General features: G+C 72.8%; 10 protein-coding genes. 8 read left to right on the top strand and 2 right to left on the bottom strand.

Going from position 1 to position 16,408, the window contains the following annotated elements:
• The first annotated feature begins 274 nt into the window (after nt 1–274).
• From QOM21_RS34730 to QOM21_RS34715, 4 genes are all read left to right on the top strand, one after another.
• On the top strand, nt 275–883 hold the full coding sequence (locus tag QOM21_RS34730; protein ID WP_407555066.1) for a (2Fe-2S)-binding protein: 609 nt from the start codon (nt 275–277) through the stop codon (nt 881–883).
• Nucleotides 880–1,872 (top strand): FAD binding domain-containing protein, encoded by a 993-nt coding sequence (locus QOM21_RS34725; protein WP_407555065.1) that lies wholly within the window; start codon nt 880–882, stop codon nt 1,870–1,872. Before QOM21_RS34730 ends, QOM21_RS34725 begins: the two co-directional genes overlap by 4 nt.
• Nucleotides 1,869–3,992: a xanthine dehydrogenase family protein molybdopterin-binding subunit gene (locus QOM21_RS34720; protein ID WP_407555064.1), complete on the top strand. Its 2,124-nt coding sequence runs from the start codon at nt 1,869–1,871 to the stop codon at nt 3,990–3,992. The genes QOM21_RS34725 and QOM21_RS34720 overlap by 4 nt, the downstream gene beginning before the upstream one ends.
• Before the next feature lie 64 nt (nt 3,993–4,056).
• Complete coding sequence (locus QOM21_RS34715; RefSeq protein ID WP_407555063.1) at nt 4,057–5,232, top strand: XdhC family protein; 1,176 nt, start codon at nt 4,057–4,059, stop codon at nt 5,230–5,232.
• A gap of 135 nt (nt 5,233–5,367) precedes the next feature.
• Here the strand turns inward: QOM21_RS34715 and QOM21_RS34710 are convergent, their stop codons facing one another.
• On the bottom strand, nt 5,368–5,610 hold the full coding sequence (locus QOM21_RS34710; protein WP_407555062.1) for a DUF6411 family protein: 243 nt from the start codon (nt 5,608–5,610) through the stop codon (nt 5,368–5,370).
• Nucleotides 5,611–5,824: 214 nt separating this feature from the next.
• Between QOM21_RS34710 and QOM21_RS34705 the strand changes: the two genes are divergently transcribed.
• From QOM21_RS34705 to QOM21_RS34695, 3 genes are read left to right on the top strand one after another with little or no spacing between them, the layout of a single operon-like run.
• Nucleotides 5,825–6,700, top strand: coding sequence for a serine/threonine protein kinase (locus QOM21_RS34705; RefSeq protein WP_407555061.1), 876 nt, complete (start codon nt 5,825–5,827; stop codon nt 6,698–6,700).
• Between the two features lie 4 nt (nt 6,701–6,704).
• Nucleotides 6,705–8,867 carry a protein kinase domain-containing protein gene (locus tag QOM21_RS34700; RefSeq protein WP_407555060.1) on the top strand — a complete coding sequence of 721 codons (2,163 nt, stop codon included), beginning with the start codon at nt 6,705–6,707 and terminating at the stop codon, nt 8,865–8,867.
• Nucleotides 8,868–8,908: 41 nt separating this feature from the next.
• On the top strand, nt 8,909–11,017 hold the full coding sequence (locus QOM21_RS34695; RefSeq protein ID WP_407555059.1) for a protein kinase domain-containing protein: 2,109 nt from the start codon (nt 8,909–8,911) through the stop codon (nt 11,015–11,017).
• On the opposite strand, the gene QOM21_RS34690 is transcribed toward QOM21_RS34695, so the two are convergent.
• Nucleotides 11,014–12,033 (bottom strand): methyltransferase domain-containing protein, encoded by a 1,020-nt coding sequence (locus tag QOM21_RS34690; RefSeq protein ID WP_407555058.1) that lies wholly within the window; start codon nt 12,031–12,033, stop codon nt 11,014–11,016. The two genes, QOM21_RS34695 and QOM21_RS34690, sit on opposite strands and share 4 nt — an antisense overlap.
• A 63-nt stretch (nt 12,034–12,096) precedes the next feature.
• On the opposite strand from QOM21_RS34690, the gene QOM21_RS34685 reads away from it, so the two are divergent.
• Complete coding sequence (locus tag QOM21_RS34685) at nt 12,097–16,386, top strand: molybdopterin-dependent oxidoreductase (RefSeq protein WP_407555057.1); 4,290 nt, start codon at nt 12,097–12,099, stop codon at nt 16,384–16,386.
• Nucleotides 16,387–16,408 lie beyond the last annotated feature (22 nt).

The raw sequence follows: 16,408 nt of genomic DNA, 5'->3' as shown, positions 1-16,408 counted from the left end.
ACAGCTGTCCGCTTGGGTCCACCATAGCGGCAGATTTGGCCGGTGGGGACAGGTGGCGGCCGCGCGACCGACCGCGTGCCACCGCATGACCCGCAGGTCTCCCCGGCTCCCGCCGCCCTACGCACAGCGCCATCTCTCCTCCCGTACTTCCGCCGGGATCGTCCCGTACGACGCTCCCGCTCCCGCGTGACAGTGACAGCTCGGCCTCCCGGCCGACGACCTCGGCCCCAGGGCTGCCGCCCGCCGCGCACACTTACGCGAAAGAAGGCTGATCATGGCCCTATCGACGTCCAGCGCCATCACCTTGAACATCAACGGCGAAAAGCACTCCCTGCCCGTCGACCACCGCACCACCCTGCTCGACGCACTGCGCGAGCACCTTGATCTGACAGGCACCAAGAAGGGCTGCGACCAAGGCCAATGCGGTGCTTGCACGGTGTTGCTCGACGGACGCCGAGCGGTCTCCTGCCTCCAGCTCGCGGTCGCCGCGGAGGGGCGCGTGATCACCACCATCGAGGGCGTGGCCGAGGGCGAGCGGCTGCATCCGGTGCAGCAGGCCTTCCTCGACCTGGACGGCTATCAGTGCGGCTATTGCACACCCGGCCAGATCTGTTCCGCCATCGCGGTGATCGAGGAGCACGCGGCGGGCTGGCCCAGCGCCGCGAGTGCCGACGTACGGCCGGAAGCGGGCGTGCCGCCGCTGACCGCTGACGAGATCCGGGAGCGGATGAGCGGCAACCTGTGCCGCTGCGGCGCGTATGTGTCGATCGTTCAGGCGGTCGCACGGGCGGCCGAGGACGGGGCCGCACAGATTCCGTCCCCGCACGGGCACGTCGGCACTGACCACCTCGCCGGCGCGACGGACACCGAGGTGACGGCATGAGGGAATTCGGCTACCAGCGCGCGGAGGACATCTCGGGAGCGGTCGCCCTGCTCGGCGCGGATCCCGCCGCACGCGCCCTCGGCGGCGGCACCAACCTCGTCGACCTGATGAAGGCGGGGGTGGAGCGGCCCGCGCTGCTCATCGACGTACGCGAGCTTCCCCTCGACGGAATCGAGACCACGGACGACGGCGGCCTGCGGATCGGTGCCACCGTCACCAACAGCGACCTCGCCGCCCACCCCGAAGTACGCCGCCGTTACCCGGCATTGGCCCAGGCTGTGCTGGCCGGCGCCTCCGGGCAGCTGCGCAATATGGCCACCGTCGGCGGAAATCTGCTCCAGCGCACTCGCTGCGGATACTTCCCCGATCTGAGCAAGCCGTGCAACAAGCGTGTACCCGGCAGCGGTTGCCCCGCGATCGAGGGTGAGCACCACAACCACGCGATCCTGGGCGCGTCCGCGCACTGTGTGGCCGTCCACCCCTCGGACATGGGCGTCGCGCTGGCCGCCTTCGATGCGGTCGTCACGTACGAAACCGCGGACGGGCCCGGCGAGTTTCCGATCGAGGACTTCTACCTCCCGGTGGGCGACACCCCGCACCTGGAGACCGCACTGCCGGCCGGTGCGCTGATCACCGGTATCACCCTGCCGCCGGCTCCGGTGGCCGCCACCTCCCGCTACCGCAAGGTGCGAGAGCGCGCGTCGTACGCCTTCGCCATCGGCTCCATCGCCGCCGCCCTCGATGTCCGCGACGGCGTCGTCCACGAGGTGCGCCTGGCCTTCGGGGCGGTCGCCTCCCGGCCATGGCGGGCCCGGGAGGCCGAGCGGACTCTCACCGGGGGTCCGGCGAGCGCCGAGGCGTTCGCGGCCGCCGCGGACGCCGAACTCGCAGCGGCCGAGGCACTGCCCGACAACGGATACAAGGTGACCCTGATGCGCAACCTCGTCGTAGCCGTGCTGACCGAGCTGACCGAGGAGGCCGCCCGATGACCACGACGACCGGAACGACCGCGGTCGCAGGCGCCGTCGGCACTTCACACACCCGGCTCGAAGGACTGGCCAAGGTCACCGGAGCGGCCCGCTACGCCGGCGAGATCCCCTTCGCCGAACTCGCCCACGGCTGGCTGGTGCTGTCCACCATTGCCCGCGGCCGGATCCGTTCCATCGAGGCCGACCCCGTGCTGGCGATGCCGGGTGTGCTCGCCGTCCTGCACCACGGGAACGCCCCGCGCGTCGACACCGACTACGTGGGCCTGTTGGGGCGGCCCGACCCGACCCTCGGGGTCTTCCAGCAGGACCGGGTGCCGTACGCGGGCTGGCCGGTGGCGCTGATCGTCGCCGAGACCTCCGAGCAGGCCAGGGAGGCCGCCGAGGCCCTGGTGGTCCGGTACGACGAGGAGCCGCACGACGTGGCGTTCTCCGCCGGACGTCCCGGTACGTACACGCCGGAGAACTCCGTCGCGGAGAAGGGGGACGTGGAGGCCGAACTCAGCGCGTCCGCCGTTGTCGTGGACGCGGAGTACAGCACGCCCGAAGAGCACCACGCCATGCTGGAGCCCCACGCGGCGACGGCTCGCTGGGAGGGTGGCCGGCTCGACGTCGTCGACTCCAATCAGGGCACGATGTGGGTGGCGGCGGAGCTCGCCAATCTGTTCTCCCTCGATCCGGCCTCGGTGCGCGTGCGGTCCGAGCATGTCGGCGGCGGCTTCGGGTCCAAGGGACTCCGCGTGCACCAGGTGTGTGCCGTGATGGCCACGACTGTTCTGCACCGCCCGGTCCGCGTCGTACTGACCCGCCGTCAGATGTTCTCGGTCACCGGCTACCGCAGCCCCACCGCGCAGCGGCTCCGGCTCGGCGCCGACACCGACGGGCGGCTGCGCGCGTTCGACCACCAGGCCCAGAACCTGACGTCCACCATCCATGAGTTCGTCGAGGCGAGCGCCAATGTGGGGCGCGTGATGTACGACGCGGACGCGCACCACAGCGTCAATCGAGTGGTGCCGCTGGATGTGCCGACCCCGACATACATGCGCGCGCCGGGAGAGGCGCCGGGCTCGTTCGCGATGGAGTGCGCGCTCGACGAACTCGCCGAGAAGTGCGACATCGACCCGATCGCGCTGCGTGCACGCAACGAACCGGACACGGGTCCCCTCTCCGGGCTGCCGTTCAGCAGCCGCAATCTGCTGACCTGCTTCGAAGAGGGCGCCCGCAGGTTCGGCTGGGCGGGCCGGGACTCACGCCCCGGCGTGCGCCACGAGGGACGCCTGCTGATCGGGACCGGTACGGCGGCGGCCTCGTTCCCTGTGATGGCCATGCCGTCCACCGCTGCCGTGACGGCGGAGGCCGACGGCACCTTCACCGTACGGATCAACGCCGCGGACATCGGGACCGGGGCCCGGACCGCGTTGACCCTGATCGCCGCGGACGCGCTGGAGGTGGAGCCGGGCCGTATCCGGACCCGGATCGCGGACAGTGACTTCGGCCAGGCGATGATCGCCGGCGGCTCGATGGGCACCCGCTCCTGGGCCTGGGCGGTCACAGCAGCGGCGGCCGAGCTGCGGGAACAACTCGCCCTGGGCGGCGACATCCCACCGGAGGGGATCACCGCCCGGTCGGACACCTCCGAGGCCGTGGGCGCGCTCTCGAAGAAGGAACGGCACTCCTTCGGCGCGCAGTTCGCCGAGGTCGCCGTCGACGTCACCACCGGTGAGGTACGGGTCCGGCGCATGCTCGGCATCTTCGCCGCGGGCCGGATAGTCAACCCGCTGACCGCGCGCAGCCAGCTCATCGGCGGTATGACCTGGGGCCTTTCCATGGCACTGCACGAGGAGGCGATCAGGGACCAGGCGTCGGGCGGGCACGTCGGCGCCGACCTCGCCGGCTACCACTTCGCCGCGAACGCCGACGTACCGCTGATCGAGGCGGACTGGGTGGACGACCCGGACACGGACGACCCGGTCGGCTTCAAGGGCATCGGCGAGATCGGGATCGTCGGTGCCGCGGCGGCGATCGCCAACGCCGTCTGGCACGCGACCGGGGTACGCCACCGGGCCCTGCCGATCCGGCCCGACCGCGTCCTGATGGCGGGAGGCGGGACCGCCGCCGGATGAGCCCGTACGGCGCCGGCGGAGCTGCCGCCGGCGCCGCCGGCCCACCCAACAGGAGGAGACCGACATGCTGGACATCGCCGAAGAGCTGAACCGATGGGTCGAGCAGGGCCGGGACTTCGCCGTCGCCACGGTCGTGGCCATCGGCGGCAGTGCGCCGCGCCGGCCCGGCGCCGCCCTCGCCGTCGACCGCCAGGGCACGGCCATCGGCTCGGTCTCCGGGGGGTGCGTGGAAGGTGCGGTGTACGACCTGTGCACCCAGGCGCTCCAGGACGGCGTGACGGCGCGCGAACGGTTCGGATACAGCGATGAGGACGCTTTCGCGGTGGGGCTGACCTGTGGCGGGGTCATCGAGGTCCTGGTCACGCCGGTGCGATCCGACGCGCCGGACGAACGGCGACTGTGGGCGGCGGCGCTGGTGGCCGCCGCCCACGGCGAGTCCGCCGCGCTCGCCCGCGTGGCCCGGGGGCCCGCCGAACTCCTCGGCAGAGCGCTGCTCGTACGCCCCGACGGTTCCTACGAAGGCGGGCTCGGCGGGTCCCCGGAGCTGGACCGCACAGCGGTTGCGGAGGCCCGCGCCCTGCTGAACGCCGGCCGTACCGGCACCTTCGACGTCTCGGAGACCGGGTCGCGCTGCGACGCGGGACTCGCGGTGTTCGTCGAGTCCAGCGTGCCGCCGCCCCGCATGATCGTCTTCGGTGCCATCGACTTCGCCGCGGCTCTGGTGCGTACGGGCGCGTTCCTCGGCTACCACGTCACCGTCTGCGACGCCCGCCCGGTATTCGCCACGCGGGCCCGCTTCCCGGAGGCCGACGACATCGTGGTCGACTGGCCGCACCGGTACCTCCAGCGCACCGAGACCGACGGCCGTACCGTCCTGTGCGTGCTCACCCATGACGCCAAGTTCGACGTCCCCCTGTTGCGGGAGGCACTGCGGCTGCCTGTCGCGTTCGTGGGCGCGATGGGGTCGCGCCGCACCCACGAGGACCGCAACCGCAAGCTCCGCGAGGCCGGCGTCACGGAGCGCGAACTCGCCCGCCTCCGCTCGCCGATCGGCCTCGACCTCGGCGCCCACACGCCCGAGGAGACCGCCCTGTCCATCGCGGCCGAGATCGTCGCCGCACGCAACGGCGGTACGGGCGCTCCCCTGACAGGCTCGCGGACACCGATCCACCGCGGCCCGGCGGAGCGGGCAGCCGATGAGGGGATAGGCGGCGCGACGGGTCCCCATGCGGCGGCGTGAGGGGGGACAGGTGGCCGTCGGCCGGTGAGCGCGACGAGTTCGGTGGCGGCGAGAGTTGGTGATCCAGCCGACCGCCCCGGCCGTCGAAGGATCCCGCGGACACCTTGCGGGCACCCGCCGACGGGGTCGGGATCTCTAGAACGGCAGGTGGCCTCGGGCGCGTCGCCCGGCGGAGCCGCTGCGCCCCACCGCCTTGGAGCTGCTGCGGAAGGACTTGCTGAGGATCCGCCCCAGGATCCCGGGAGCCTTGCCTCCGACACGCGAACCGGCTCCCAGGGTGCGCCGGGTCCCGCGTTCGGGGTGGCGTGACAGGCGAGGCACGAGGAAGGCCAGGACGGCAAGAACGACACAGACGGCGACGATGCCTATGACCAGCACGAGAAACTCCCTGGGTCGAGGACCTTCCTGCCGGGTGCCCGGTCAGGTCCTTCGCATGCCGGTGGATGCGTCTCGACTGTCTGCCGCTGCCGTTCCTCGCCCCTGCCCTCCTGAGGGCGCGCGGGGCCCAAGGCCCGTAACCGACCCCCGGGTCGGTGCCGTGACGGCCGCCGCTAGGCTCACATACTGATACGAGTAGCTGAGGGGGACGGCTATGGAGGGACTGCGGCAGGACGATCCACCGCGGATCGGTGAATACGTCACGCTTGCGCGACTGGACTCGGCCGCCGAGGCGCGTACGGTGCCCGAGCGCCGCTACTTGGCGCGTAGTGCGGACGGGGCGCGCACCGTCCTGGTGAGCCTGCCCGCCCCGGGCGCCGACCCGGTCCGCTGGGCGGCCGAGGCGCAGTGGGCCAACCGGCTGACGCAACCCGGGTTCTGGCCGGTGGCGCAGTTCGGCGGCACCGCCGCCTTTCCCTGGCACGCCTCGCCCTACCGTCCCGTCCTGCCGCTCAACGCGGCTCTCGGCGCGCACGGCGGACCGCTGCCCGAGGGGGCGGTGCGCGTCCTGGGCGCGGCACTTGCCGAGGCGCTGGCGTCGGCGCACGTCCTGGGCGTGGTGCACGGCGGCATCTGCCCGGCGTCCGTCCTGCTCACCGCGTACGGGCCGTTGCTGGCCTGCTTCGGTGCGGTGCGCGCCGCGGCGCCCGACGGCACGCCGCGGGCAGGGCTGCCCGGCCTCGACACGGGCTGTCTCGCGCCCGAGCAGGCCGCGGGCGGAGCGGTCGATGTGCCCGGCGACGTGCACGCGCTGGGCGCCGTTCTGGCGTATGCGGCGACCGGCCATACCGTGCCGGAGCGGGACGAGATCCCCGCCGGGCTGCGTCCGCTGATCGCGGCCTGCCTGTCCCGGGACCCGGCGGCGCGGCCCGAACCTGCGCGGATGTTGGCGGAGTTGGCGCCCGGCGCCGCGTACGGAACTCATGCCGAGGGGACAGCGACGGTGCCGCTGCCGGGCCGCGTCGTCGCGGCGCTGTCCGAGCAGGCGGCGAGCGCGCTCGCCACGGAACTCCCCGCAGAGGTGCGCTGAACCGATGCTGTCCGCTCTTCTTCACGACGACCCGCACTCCGTCGGGCCCTACAGGTTGCTGGCCCGGCTCGGCAGCGGCGGCATGGGCACCGTCTATCTGGCCCGAACGGCCGGTGGACGCACCGTGGCCGTCAAGACGCTGCACGCCCGACTGTCCTCGGACACCGCACTGCGCTCCCGCTTCCAGCTGGAGGCGGACGCCGCGCGCGTCATCGGCGGCCGTCACGGCGCCGCGGTCCACGACGCCGACCCGTCGGCGCCCATGCCCTGGCTGGCGACGGAGTATGTGCTCGGTCCGCCGCTGGACGACGCCGTGAGCGTCGGCGGCGCGCTGCCGGCGGCCGCCGTGCGGGTGCTCGGCGCCGCACTGGCCGAGGGGCTGGAGCAGTTGCACGGCTCGGAGGCGGTGCACCGCGACCTCAAACCGTCCAACGTCATGGTGACGGCAGCGGGTCCGAAGATCATCGATTTCGGTATCGCCCGTGCGGTCGGCGAGGTGCCGCTCACGCACGTCGGCGACGCCGTGGGAACCCCCGCCTTCATGTCGCCGGAGCAAGCCGCCGGCCTCGAACACACGGCGGCGGGCGATGTCTTCGCGCTCGCCGGCGTCCTCGTCTTCGCGGTGACCGGGCACGGCCCGTTCGGCTCCGGACAGCCCACCGACCTGCTCTACCGCGTGCGGTACGCAGAACCGGACCTCGGCGGTGTCCCGCCGGAGCTCGTCCCCGTACTGTCCCGCTGCCTCTCCAAGAACCCGGCCGACCGCCCGACGACCGCCGAGCTGGCCAAAACGCTCGTGGAAGGCGTCGGCCCGCACCGGTTCGCGGATGTCCTGCCGGACGCCGTGCTGCGGGAGATCGCGCGCCGCGGCGACGACGTCTGGCGGCAGCCGCCGCACCGGCTGCCGCCCCCGCCCCCTGAGACGGTGCCGGATACCGTGCCGGCGCGCCCCGGCATGTCGCGGCGCAGGATGCTGGCGGTGACCGGCGGCGGCGCACTCGCCGGCGCCGGCCTGGCGGGCGGTGGCGTCTGGGCCTGGCTCGGCAGCCGCGGCGGCACGGGTGGCACGGACGACGAGGGCCCGGCGAAAAAGGTGAAGGCACCGTCCCGGCTGTGGACAAGCCTCATCCGCTGCCCGGAGAGCCGCGGCGAGGTGCGACTGGCGGGGCACGGCCTTGCGGTGCCGGCGGGCATCGTGCTGTCCGGCATCAACCCCGAGAGCGGCGAGGCCACCTGGCAGGCGAACATCGCCGACCCGTGGCGTTCGGCCACCGACGGCACGAAGGTCTACGCGCTGCGCGAGCACGACGAGGGCGGCAAGGTCGCCGTGTGGGAGCTCGACCCCACCGACGGCCAACCCGGCAAACCCCTGGTCGAGTTGTCGGCCTTCGCGGGGGACGAGCCCCGCAATCAGCTGCTGTGCGTGGTGAAGGACAGTGCGTACCTGGTCGCGCGCGCCGCCTCCGGCAAACGCTGGTATCTGGTCGCCGTCGACCTGCGCGCCGGCCGGGAACGCTGGCGCAGCCCGGTGGAGGCGGCCACCGACCGGTACGAACCGCCGATGGTCAGCGGTGCGGTCGAAGGGGACCGCATCCTCCTGTACCAGGCCGACTCGTTCATGCATTCGCTGGATGTGTCGGCCCACGCCCTCGCCGACGGCAAGAAGCGGTGGTCGAATTCCGGGCCCTCCTACGAGAAGCTCCCCAGCCCGCTCGTCCACGACGAACGGCACGTCTACCTCGGCGACAAGGTCCTGGAGGCCGGCAAGGTCTCCGACGGCAGCATCGGATGGCTCTTCGGTGACCGCCGCAATGTCGGCGGCAGCGCGGGCGAGGCCCGACTGTACGGCTCGCCCGCCCTCCGCGACGGTGTCGTCTACTGCACGGAGGGGGACCGCGGGATCGTCGCCGTCGACGCCGCCACCGGCAGCCTCAACTGGCTGGAGAAGGGCCTGACGGGCCGGCGGCTGAATCGCGACGTACCCCCGGTGGTCGGCGAGAAGTACGTCTACAGCCTCGACGACAAGGGGCTGCGCGCGGTGGATCTGCGCACCCGCCGTGCCGTCTGGACTTACGAGACCACGGCGACCGTGCTGACCGCCGACCACGGCCGCGGCCGTCTGTACGTCCGCGAGGAGCGACAGACCTTCGCCCTGCCGCTCGCCTGAGCGCCGCCGGCCCCGCGCCCCACCATCAAGGAGAGATCACCGTGAAACCGCTCGGCCCCGGCGACCCACTCCGCCTCGGCCCGTACCGCGTCGTCGGCGTCCTCGGCGAAGGCGGTATGGGAAAGGTGTACTTCGGGCGGAACGCGGCGGGAGAACCCGCGGCGGTCAAGGTGCTGCTGCCCGAGCTGGCGGGCGACGAACATCTCGCCCGGCGCTTCGTACGGGAGGCGCAGACCGCACGTGCGGTGACCAGCGAGGGCGTCGCGCGGGTGCTGGGCGCGGAGCTGGAGTCGGGGCGGCCGTGGATCGCCACCGAGTTCCTCGCCGGCCCCACCCTGGACGACGCGGTGGGGCGGTTCGGGCCGTTCGGTGACGCCCCGCTGCGGGAGTTGGCGCGCTCCCTCGCCCACACGCTCCGGGACATCCACGCCACCGGCCTGGTCCACCGCGACCTGAAGCCGTCCAACGTCGTGCTGACCTCACGCGGCCCGCGCATCATCGACTTCGGGATCGCCCGCCCCGAGCACGGCCTGACGCTGACCCGGACCGGGCAGATCCCGGTCACGCCCGGATACGGGGCGCCCGAGCAGGTGCTGGGACGCCGCGTCGGCCCGGCCGCGGACATCTTCTCGCTCGGCACGGTCCTCGCCTTCGCGGCGGGCGGCCGGCCCGCGTACACGGGCGCGGAGGTGTCGGCGGTGCTGTACGAGGTGGTGCACGGCACCCCTGACCTGGAGCTGGTGCCGGAACCCCTGCGCCACCTGGTGGCACCGTGCCTGGCCAAGGACCCGGCGGTCCGCCCGAGTCCCGAGCAGGTCGCCGATGCCGCCCGGCCGGCACGTGGCGCCGAACGGCTGTGGAAGGCCGGGCCGTTGGCCGATGACATCCGGCAACGGGAGGCCGTGGCCCGGCGGCTGGTCGGCGAGGGCGGGCGGGCCGGCCCCCCGCCGCTGTCCCCGTCCACGGTGGGAGCGGACCGCGCCCGCCCTTCACGCCGACGTCTCCTGCTCACCCTGGCAGGGGCCGGCGGTCTGCTGGCGGCCGGCGCCGGCGGTACCGCGTGGTGGCTCTCCGGTGACGACACGCCCTCCGCCCCGTCCGACCCCTTCGACGTGCCGCCGGCCGCGAAGGCGAAGCCCGCCGAACTCGGCACCGACACCGGGACACCGCAGCTCCTGTGGGGCCCGTTTCCGGGAGTGGCGGACGCCGGATCACCGCCTCCGCTTCCGGTGCGGGACGTGGTGGTGTGCGCGGCGGCCGGCGGGGGCATCGCCGCTCATCGGGTCACGGACGGCAAGCAGCGGTGGCGGGCGGGCGACGCGCACGCCGACGCGGGCTATCTCTCCATCGCCGGACGCCTGGTGGCCACCGCGGACGCGGACGGGGTGCTGCGCACCTACGTCGCCTCGACCGGCGCCCCCATGTGGACCGCCGACGTGAAGGCGAGCGCCCTGCTGGCGGCCGACGCCGACCACGTCTATGTCCTGACGTCCGACGGGGCCTTGCGCTGTGTCGCGACGGCAGACGCCCGGGTGCGGTGGACCCGGCGCCCTCCCCTGCCGCTGACCGGTGGGCGTCCCACGGCGGCGCTCGGCTCGGGCGTCCTGGTGGTGTGCAGCGGTTCCGGCGACGTGCTCGCGGTGCACACTCGCGACGGTGCGAAGGCGTGGGTCCGCAAGGGCCAGGCCACGGCGGCCCTGGCCCCCGCCGTCGAGAGCGGCACGGTCTTCCTCGGCGGCCACACCCTCGCGGCGATCCGCGCGAGCGACGGCAAGGAGCTGTGGAGCCAGAATCCGCACCGCGACGTGGAGCGTGGGGCGTACGGCTGGGGCCCGCCCACCGTCGCGGGCGGGGTGGTGTTCGTCCTGGACGGCGATGCGCTGCGCTACCTCCGCGCGAACGGCGAGGAGGCGAACAGCCCGGTGATCGTGGCGGGAGTGGCGCCGCCCTGGCAGCCTCCGGTCGTTCAGGCGGACAGCGTATGGGTGGTGGAGAGCCGGGACACCGGCGTCACGGGCTTTCCCCGCTCCACCAGCGGCGTCGCCCAGACCTACCCGCTCACCGGCGGGCAGAACCGTTCGACCGCGGGGGACGGGAACCGGCTCTTCGTGCTCAACGCGGGAACGCTGCTGGCGCTGCCGGTGTTCTAGCCCGTCCGCTCACCGCGTACGGCACGGGCGAGGAAGTGCCGCGGAGCGTCCTCGTAGCAGGTCAGGGACCACCCGGCGGCGTGCAGCGCGGGCCGCAGGTTCTCCTCGGCCAAGGGATCGGCCGGATCCAGCGGGCGGCCGTGGCGGGCGGCTCGCTCGGCCCGGCCGGACGGGTGGAAGAGCAGCAGGACACCGTCGGGGGCCGTCACTCTGGCCCATTCGCCCAGTCCCGCCGCGGGATCGGGGAGATGATCGACCAGGCCGGCGCTGAAGATGCCGTCCACCGCACCGTCGCACAGCGGCAGTCGGCAGGCGTCGGCCAGGAGCAGCCGGGCGATGCCTGTACGCCCTTCCTTCGCCGTGGCCGTGAGCATCGCGGGGGTGAGGTCCACGCCGAGGACGACACCCCGCGCGCCCACCTCGGCCCGCAGCCCGGGCAGGGCGCGGCCGGTGCCGCAGCCCACGTCCAGGGCACGCTGACCGGGACGCAGCCCCATCCGGGCCACGGCCGCCGTGTATCGGGGGCCGTCCGCGGCGAAACGCTCCTCCCACGTGGCGGCCCGAGGAGTGAAGAAGGTGTTGTTGGCGGTCCGGGCCGCCCGGTCGGCGACCAGGGCGGCGAAGCGCCCGAACACGCCGTCGCAGTACGCGTCCAGGACGGGCGGTTCCGCCGGAGCGGCCTCGACGAGGTCCGTGGCGGATGCGACCTGGCCCGGGAAGGACTCGACCAGATCCGGGACCGTGGCCGCTTCGCCCCGGGCCATGGCCGCGTCCTCGGGGAGCGCGGCGCAGGCGTCGACCGGCGCCTCGTACACCCCTGCTCCATCGGCCTCCAGATGGAGCTGCAGCCCCCATGCCGAACCGCCGATCCTGAACGCCTGCGCAGGGGAACGGCCGCCCGTGGCCAACACGGTGGCCCCGGCCGGAAGGTCCGTGGCGTCGCCCTGGCGGTGCAAGACGCGCAGACGTTCGGGGAGACCCGTGAACAGCGGGTCGGCGGGCGCTGCGGGCGTCATTTCGATCTTCCTAGGGTGCTGTCCTAGGCTGCCGTCGCCGACGGGGGCGGCCCGGTTCAGGAGATGGACACACCGCGGAGTGGAGTTTGGGTGGCAACTGGCGCGACGGACCACAGCGTCCGCACGGTCTGCTCGTACTGCGGGGTCGGCTGCGGGATCGTGCTCGATGTGACCCGGGACCCCGGCGACGGCCGGCGCCGGGCCGCGAAGGCTGCCGGTGACAAGGCACACCCCACGAACTTCGGCCGCCTGTGCACCAAGGGGGCGACGAGCGCGGACATGATGGCCGCCTCCGGGCGCGTGGACAAGGCGCTGGTGCGCGCGGAGCGGGGCGATCAGCCGGCCGAGACCGACGTGGACGAGGCCATCGCGGCGGTCGCGGGCCGCCTGCGGGCGATCCTGGACGAGCACGGGCCCGACGCGCTGTCCTTGTACGTGTCGGGGCAGATGTCCCTGGAGGCGCAGTACCTCGCGAACAAGCTGGCCAAGGGGTTCATCCGGACCAACCGGATCGAGTCGAACTCGCGCCTGTGCATGGCCTCCGCGGGATCCGGCTACAAGCTGTCGCTGGGTGCGGACGGCCCGCCCGGCTCGTACCAGGACTTCGACGGCGCGGACACGTTCTTCGTCATCGGCTCCAACATGGCCGACTGCCACCCGATCCTCTTCCTGCGCATGATGGACCGGGTGAAGTCCGCCGGCGCCAAGCTGATAGTCGTCGACCCCCGCCGCAACGCCACGGCGGACAAGGCCGACCTCTTCCTGCAGATCAAGCCCGGTACCGACCTCGCCCTGCTCAACGGCCTGCTGCATCTGCTGGTCGCGAACGGGCACACCGACGAGGAGTTCATCGCCGACTTCACCGAGGGCTGGGCGGAGATACCCGCCTTCCTCGCGGACTACCCGCCCGACCGGGTCGCCGAGATCACCGGACTCGCCGAGAGCGACATCCGCCGGGCGGCGCAGTGGATAGGCGAGGCCGGCGAGTGGATGAGCTGCTGGACCATGGGCCTGAACCAGTCCACGCACGGCACCTGGAACACCAACGCCCTGGTCAATCTGCACCTCGCCACCGGAGCCATCTGCCGCCCCGGCTCCGGGCCCTTCTCACTGACCGGCCAGCCCAACGCCATGGGCGGACGCGAGATGGGCTACATGGGACCCGGCCTGCCAGGCCAGCGTTCCGTGCTGGTCGATGACGACCGCGCCTTCATCGAGAACCTCTGGAAGATACCCGAGGGCTCCCTGCGCACCGAGGTCGGGCGCGGCACCGTCGAGATGTTCGAGCAGATGGCCGCCGGTGACATCAAGGCGTGCTGGATCATCTGCACCAACCCGGTCGCCTCCGTCGCCAACCGCAAGACCGTCATCGCCGGTCTGGAGGCCGCCGAACTCGTCATCACACAAGACGTGTTCGCCGACACCGAGACCAACGCCTACGCCGATGTCGTCCTGCCCGCGGCCCTGTGGGCGGAGTCCGACGGCATCCTGATCAACTCCGAGCGGAACCTCACACTTGCCCAGGGCGCCCTCGACCCGCCCGGACAGGCCCTGCCCGACTGGCAGTTGATAGCCCGGGTGGCCTGCGCGATGGGGTTTGCCGACGCCTTCACCTACGCCTCCTCCGAGGAGGTGTTCGAGGAGCTCAAGCGGGCCTGGAACCCCAAGACCGGCTGGGATCTGCGCGGCGTGACCTACGAGCGGCTGCGCGCCACCCCGGTGCAGTGGCCGGCGCCCGCCGCCGACGGCCCGGACCGCAACCCGATCCGCTACCTCAACGACGGCGTCAGCCGGACGCCGCTGGAACGGGAGGACGGCACCCGCCCCCGCCTGGCGTTCCCCACCGCGAGCGGACGCGCGCAGTTCTTCGCCCGCCCGCACCTGCCGGCGGCCGAACTCCCCGACGACGAGTACCCCTTCGTCCTCAACACCGGCCGCCTCCCACATCAGTGGCACACGATGACCAAGACCGGAAGGGTCGCCAAACTCAACAAGCTCGACCCCGGCCCCTTCGTCGAGGTCCACCCCGACGATGCCGCCGCGCTCGGGGTCGCGGAGGGCGACCGGTTGGAGGTCGCCTCCCGCCGCGGCCGTGCCGTCCTGCCCGTCGTGGTCACCGACCGGGTCCGCCCGGGCACCTGCTTCGCCCCCTTCCACTGGAACGACCTGTTCGGCGAGTACCTCAGCATCAACGCCGTCACCAACGACGCCATCGACCCCCTCTCCTTCCAGCCCGAGTTCAAGGTCTGCGCCGTCACACTGGCCAAGACCGCCGGCCCGGTCCCGGAGTCCCGCCCGGATACACAACCGGAGACCACCCCGGCGGGCACCGCGCACGAAGGAGCGCCCATGACGTCCGCACCGGCCCAGCCGGCCGCCGCGGCGGACTCCGCCGCTCCCGCCCTCTCCGCCCTCGCCACGCTGTTCGGGCTCGCCGACCTCGCCCCCGCGCCGCTGGCCGAGCAGGAGCGCCGCTACCTGTCCGGATACCTCTCCGGACTCGCCGTGGCCCCGCCCGACGGGCGCGTCCCGGTCCTGCCGCCGGGCGCCCCCTTCGAACCGGGCCGGGCCCAGTGGGTCGACGGCGTCCTCGCCGGCATGTTCTCCCGCACCGCGGCACCTGATCCCGTTCCCGCCCGGACGACTTCACCGGCCCCCGGGACGGCCGTGCCGACCCGCCGCCTGGTCATCCTCTGGGCCTCGCAGACCGGCAACGCCGAGGAGTTCGCCGCCACCGCCGCCGCACACCTCGCCGAGGCGGGCCGGACCCCCGATTTGCTGCCCATGGCGGACGCCACACCGGTCCACCTCGCCACCGACACCGATCTGCTGATCGTCACCAGCACCTTCGGCGACGGCGACGCCCCCGACAACGGCGCCGACTTCTGGCAGGCCCTGTCCGCCCCGGACACCGGGCGGCTGGAGGGCATTCGCTATGCGGTACTGGCCTTCGGCGACTCCGCCTACGACGATTACTGCGGGCACGGCCGTCGCCTCGACCAACGCCTCGACGAACTCGGCGCCACCCGCCTCCTCGCCCGTACGGACTGCGAACCCGACTACGAAGAGGCCGCCGAGCGGTGGCTCGGCCAAGTGGTCAACGCCCTCGCCACAGCCGACAGCAGGCAGCCTGTGCCGGCGGACGGGGCTCCCGGGACAGCCCCCGAGCCCTCCGCGACGACCACGGCCGCACCTGGCACCCTCTCCCCTCCACCGGCTCCCGCACCGGCCGTCCACACCAAGGCATCTCCATTCGCCACCCTCCTCGTCGGCAACAGGCTGCTGAGCCTGCCCGGTTCCCAGAAGGAGGTCCGGCAGTTCGCCTTCGACACCCGCGACGGCGACCTCGCCTACGAGGCCGGCGACGCCCTCGGCGTGTGGCCGGCCAACAGCGCCGGACTCGTCGCCGAGTGGCTCGCGCTCACCGGCCTGGACCCCGACGAGACCGTCGACCTCGGGGACGGCATGCCTCTCCCCCTCGAAGAAGCGCTGCGCACGCGGCTGGACATCTCCCGCATCACCACCGAGCTGCTCAAGTTCGTCGCCGAGCGAACCGGCAGCCACGACCTGAGGCGACTTCTGCGGCCCGACAACAAGGACGCCCTGGCGAAGTGGAGTTGGGGCCGCCAGGCCGCCGACGTCGTCGGCGCATATGCCGTCCGCGCTTCGGCAGCCGAATGGGCCGGCGTCCTCCAGCGCCTCCAGCCCCGGCTCTACTCCATCTCCTCCAGCCCCCTCGCCCATCCGAACGAGGTCCGCCTCACCGTCTCCGTCGTCCGCTACACCAACGACCTCGGCCGCGACCGCAAGGGAGTGTGCTCGACCTACCTCGCCGAGTGCGCGGACGACGGCCCGGTCCAGGTCTTCGTACAGCGCTCCCCGCACTTCCGGCCGCCCACCGATGCCACCACCCCCATGATCATGGTCGGGCCCGGTACCGGAGTGGCGCCCTTCGTCGGCTTCCTCGAAGACCGCCTGGCCCGCGGTCACACCGGCCCCAACTGGCTCTTCTTCGGCGAGCAGCGCCAGGCCACCGACTTCTACCACCGCCCGTCCCTGGAGGCGCACCGCGCGTCCGGCCACCTCGACCGCCTCGACCTGGCCTTCTCCCGCGACCAGCGCAACAAGGTCTATGTGCAGGACCGCATGCGCGAGAACGGCGCCCGTCTGTGGCAATGGCTCCAGGACGGCGCCCACTTCTACGTCTGCGGTGACGCGGGCCGCATGGCCAAGGACGTCGACCAGGCGCTCAAGGACATCGTCGCCACCCACGGCAGCATGGCCGACGACGAAGCAACCGCGTACGTCAGGCGCCTGGCCGCGGACAGGCGCTACGTCCGAGACGTCTACTGACAACGGCGGCCTCGATCCGCCG

The sequence above is a fragment of the Streptomyces sp. Pv4-95 genome (assembly GCF_045782725.1).
In the GTDB taxonomy this organism is placed as follows: domain Bacteria; phylum Actinomycetota; class Actinomycetes; order Streptomycetales; family Streptomycetaceae; genus Streptomyces.
The sequence above is the reverse complement of the archived record's forward strand: the minus strand, read 5'-3'. Positions and strand labels throughout refer to the sequence as shown.

What these genes read in the sequence shown, in the direction of transcription:
- QOM21_RS34720 (WP_407555064.1), top strand. Translation starts at nt 1,869, where the DNA reads ATGACCACGACGACCGGAACGACCGCGGTCGCAGGCGCCGTCGGCACT.
- QOM21_RS34705 (WP_407555061.1), top strand. Translation starts at nt 5,825, where the DNA reads ATGGAGGGACTGCGGCAGGACGATCCACCGCGGATCGGTGAATACGTC.
- QOM21_RS34690 (WP_407555058.1), bottom strand. Translation starts at nt 12,033, where the DNA reads ATGACGCCCGCAGCGCCCGCCGACCCGCTGTTCACGGGTCTCCCCGAA.
- QOM21_RS34730 (WP_407555066.1), top strand. Translation starts at nt 275, where the DNA reads ATGGCCCTATCGACGTCCAGCGCCATCACCTTGAACATCAACGGCGAA.
- QOM21_RS34725 (WP_407555065.1), top strand. Translation starts at nt 880, where the DNA reads ATGAGGGAATTCGGCTACCAGCGCGCGGAGGACATCTCGGGAGCGGTC.
- QOM21_RS34685 (WP_407555057.1), top strand. Translation starts at nt 12,097, where the DNA reads ATGGACACACCGCGGAGTGGAGTTTGGGTGGCAACTGGCGCGACGGAC.
- QOM21_RS34700 (WP_407555060.1), top strand. Translation starts at nt 6,705, where the DNA reads ATGCTGTCCGCTCTTCTTCACGACGACCCGCACTCCGTCGGGCCCTAC.
- QOM21_RS34715 (WP_407555063.1), top strand. Translation starts at nt 4,057, where the DNA reads ATGCTGGACATCGCCGAAGAGCTGAACCGATGGGTCGAGCAGGGCCGG.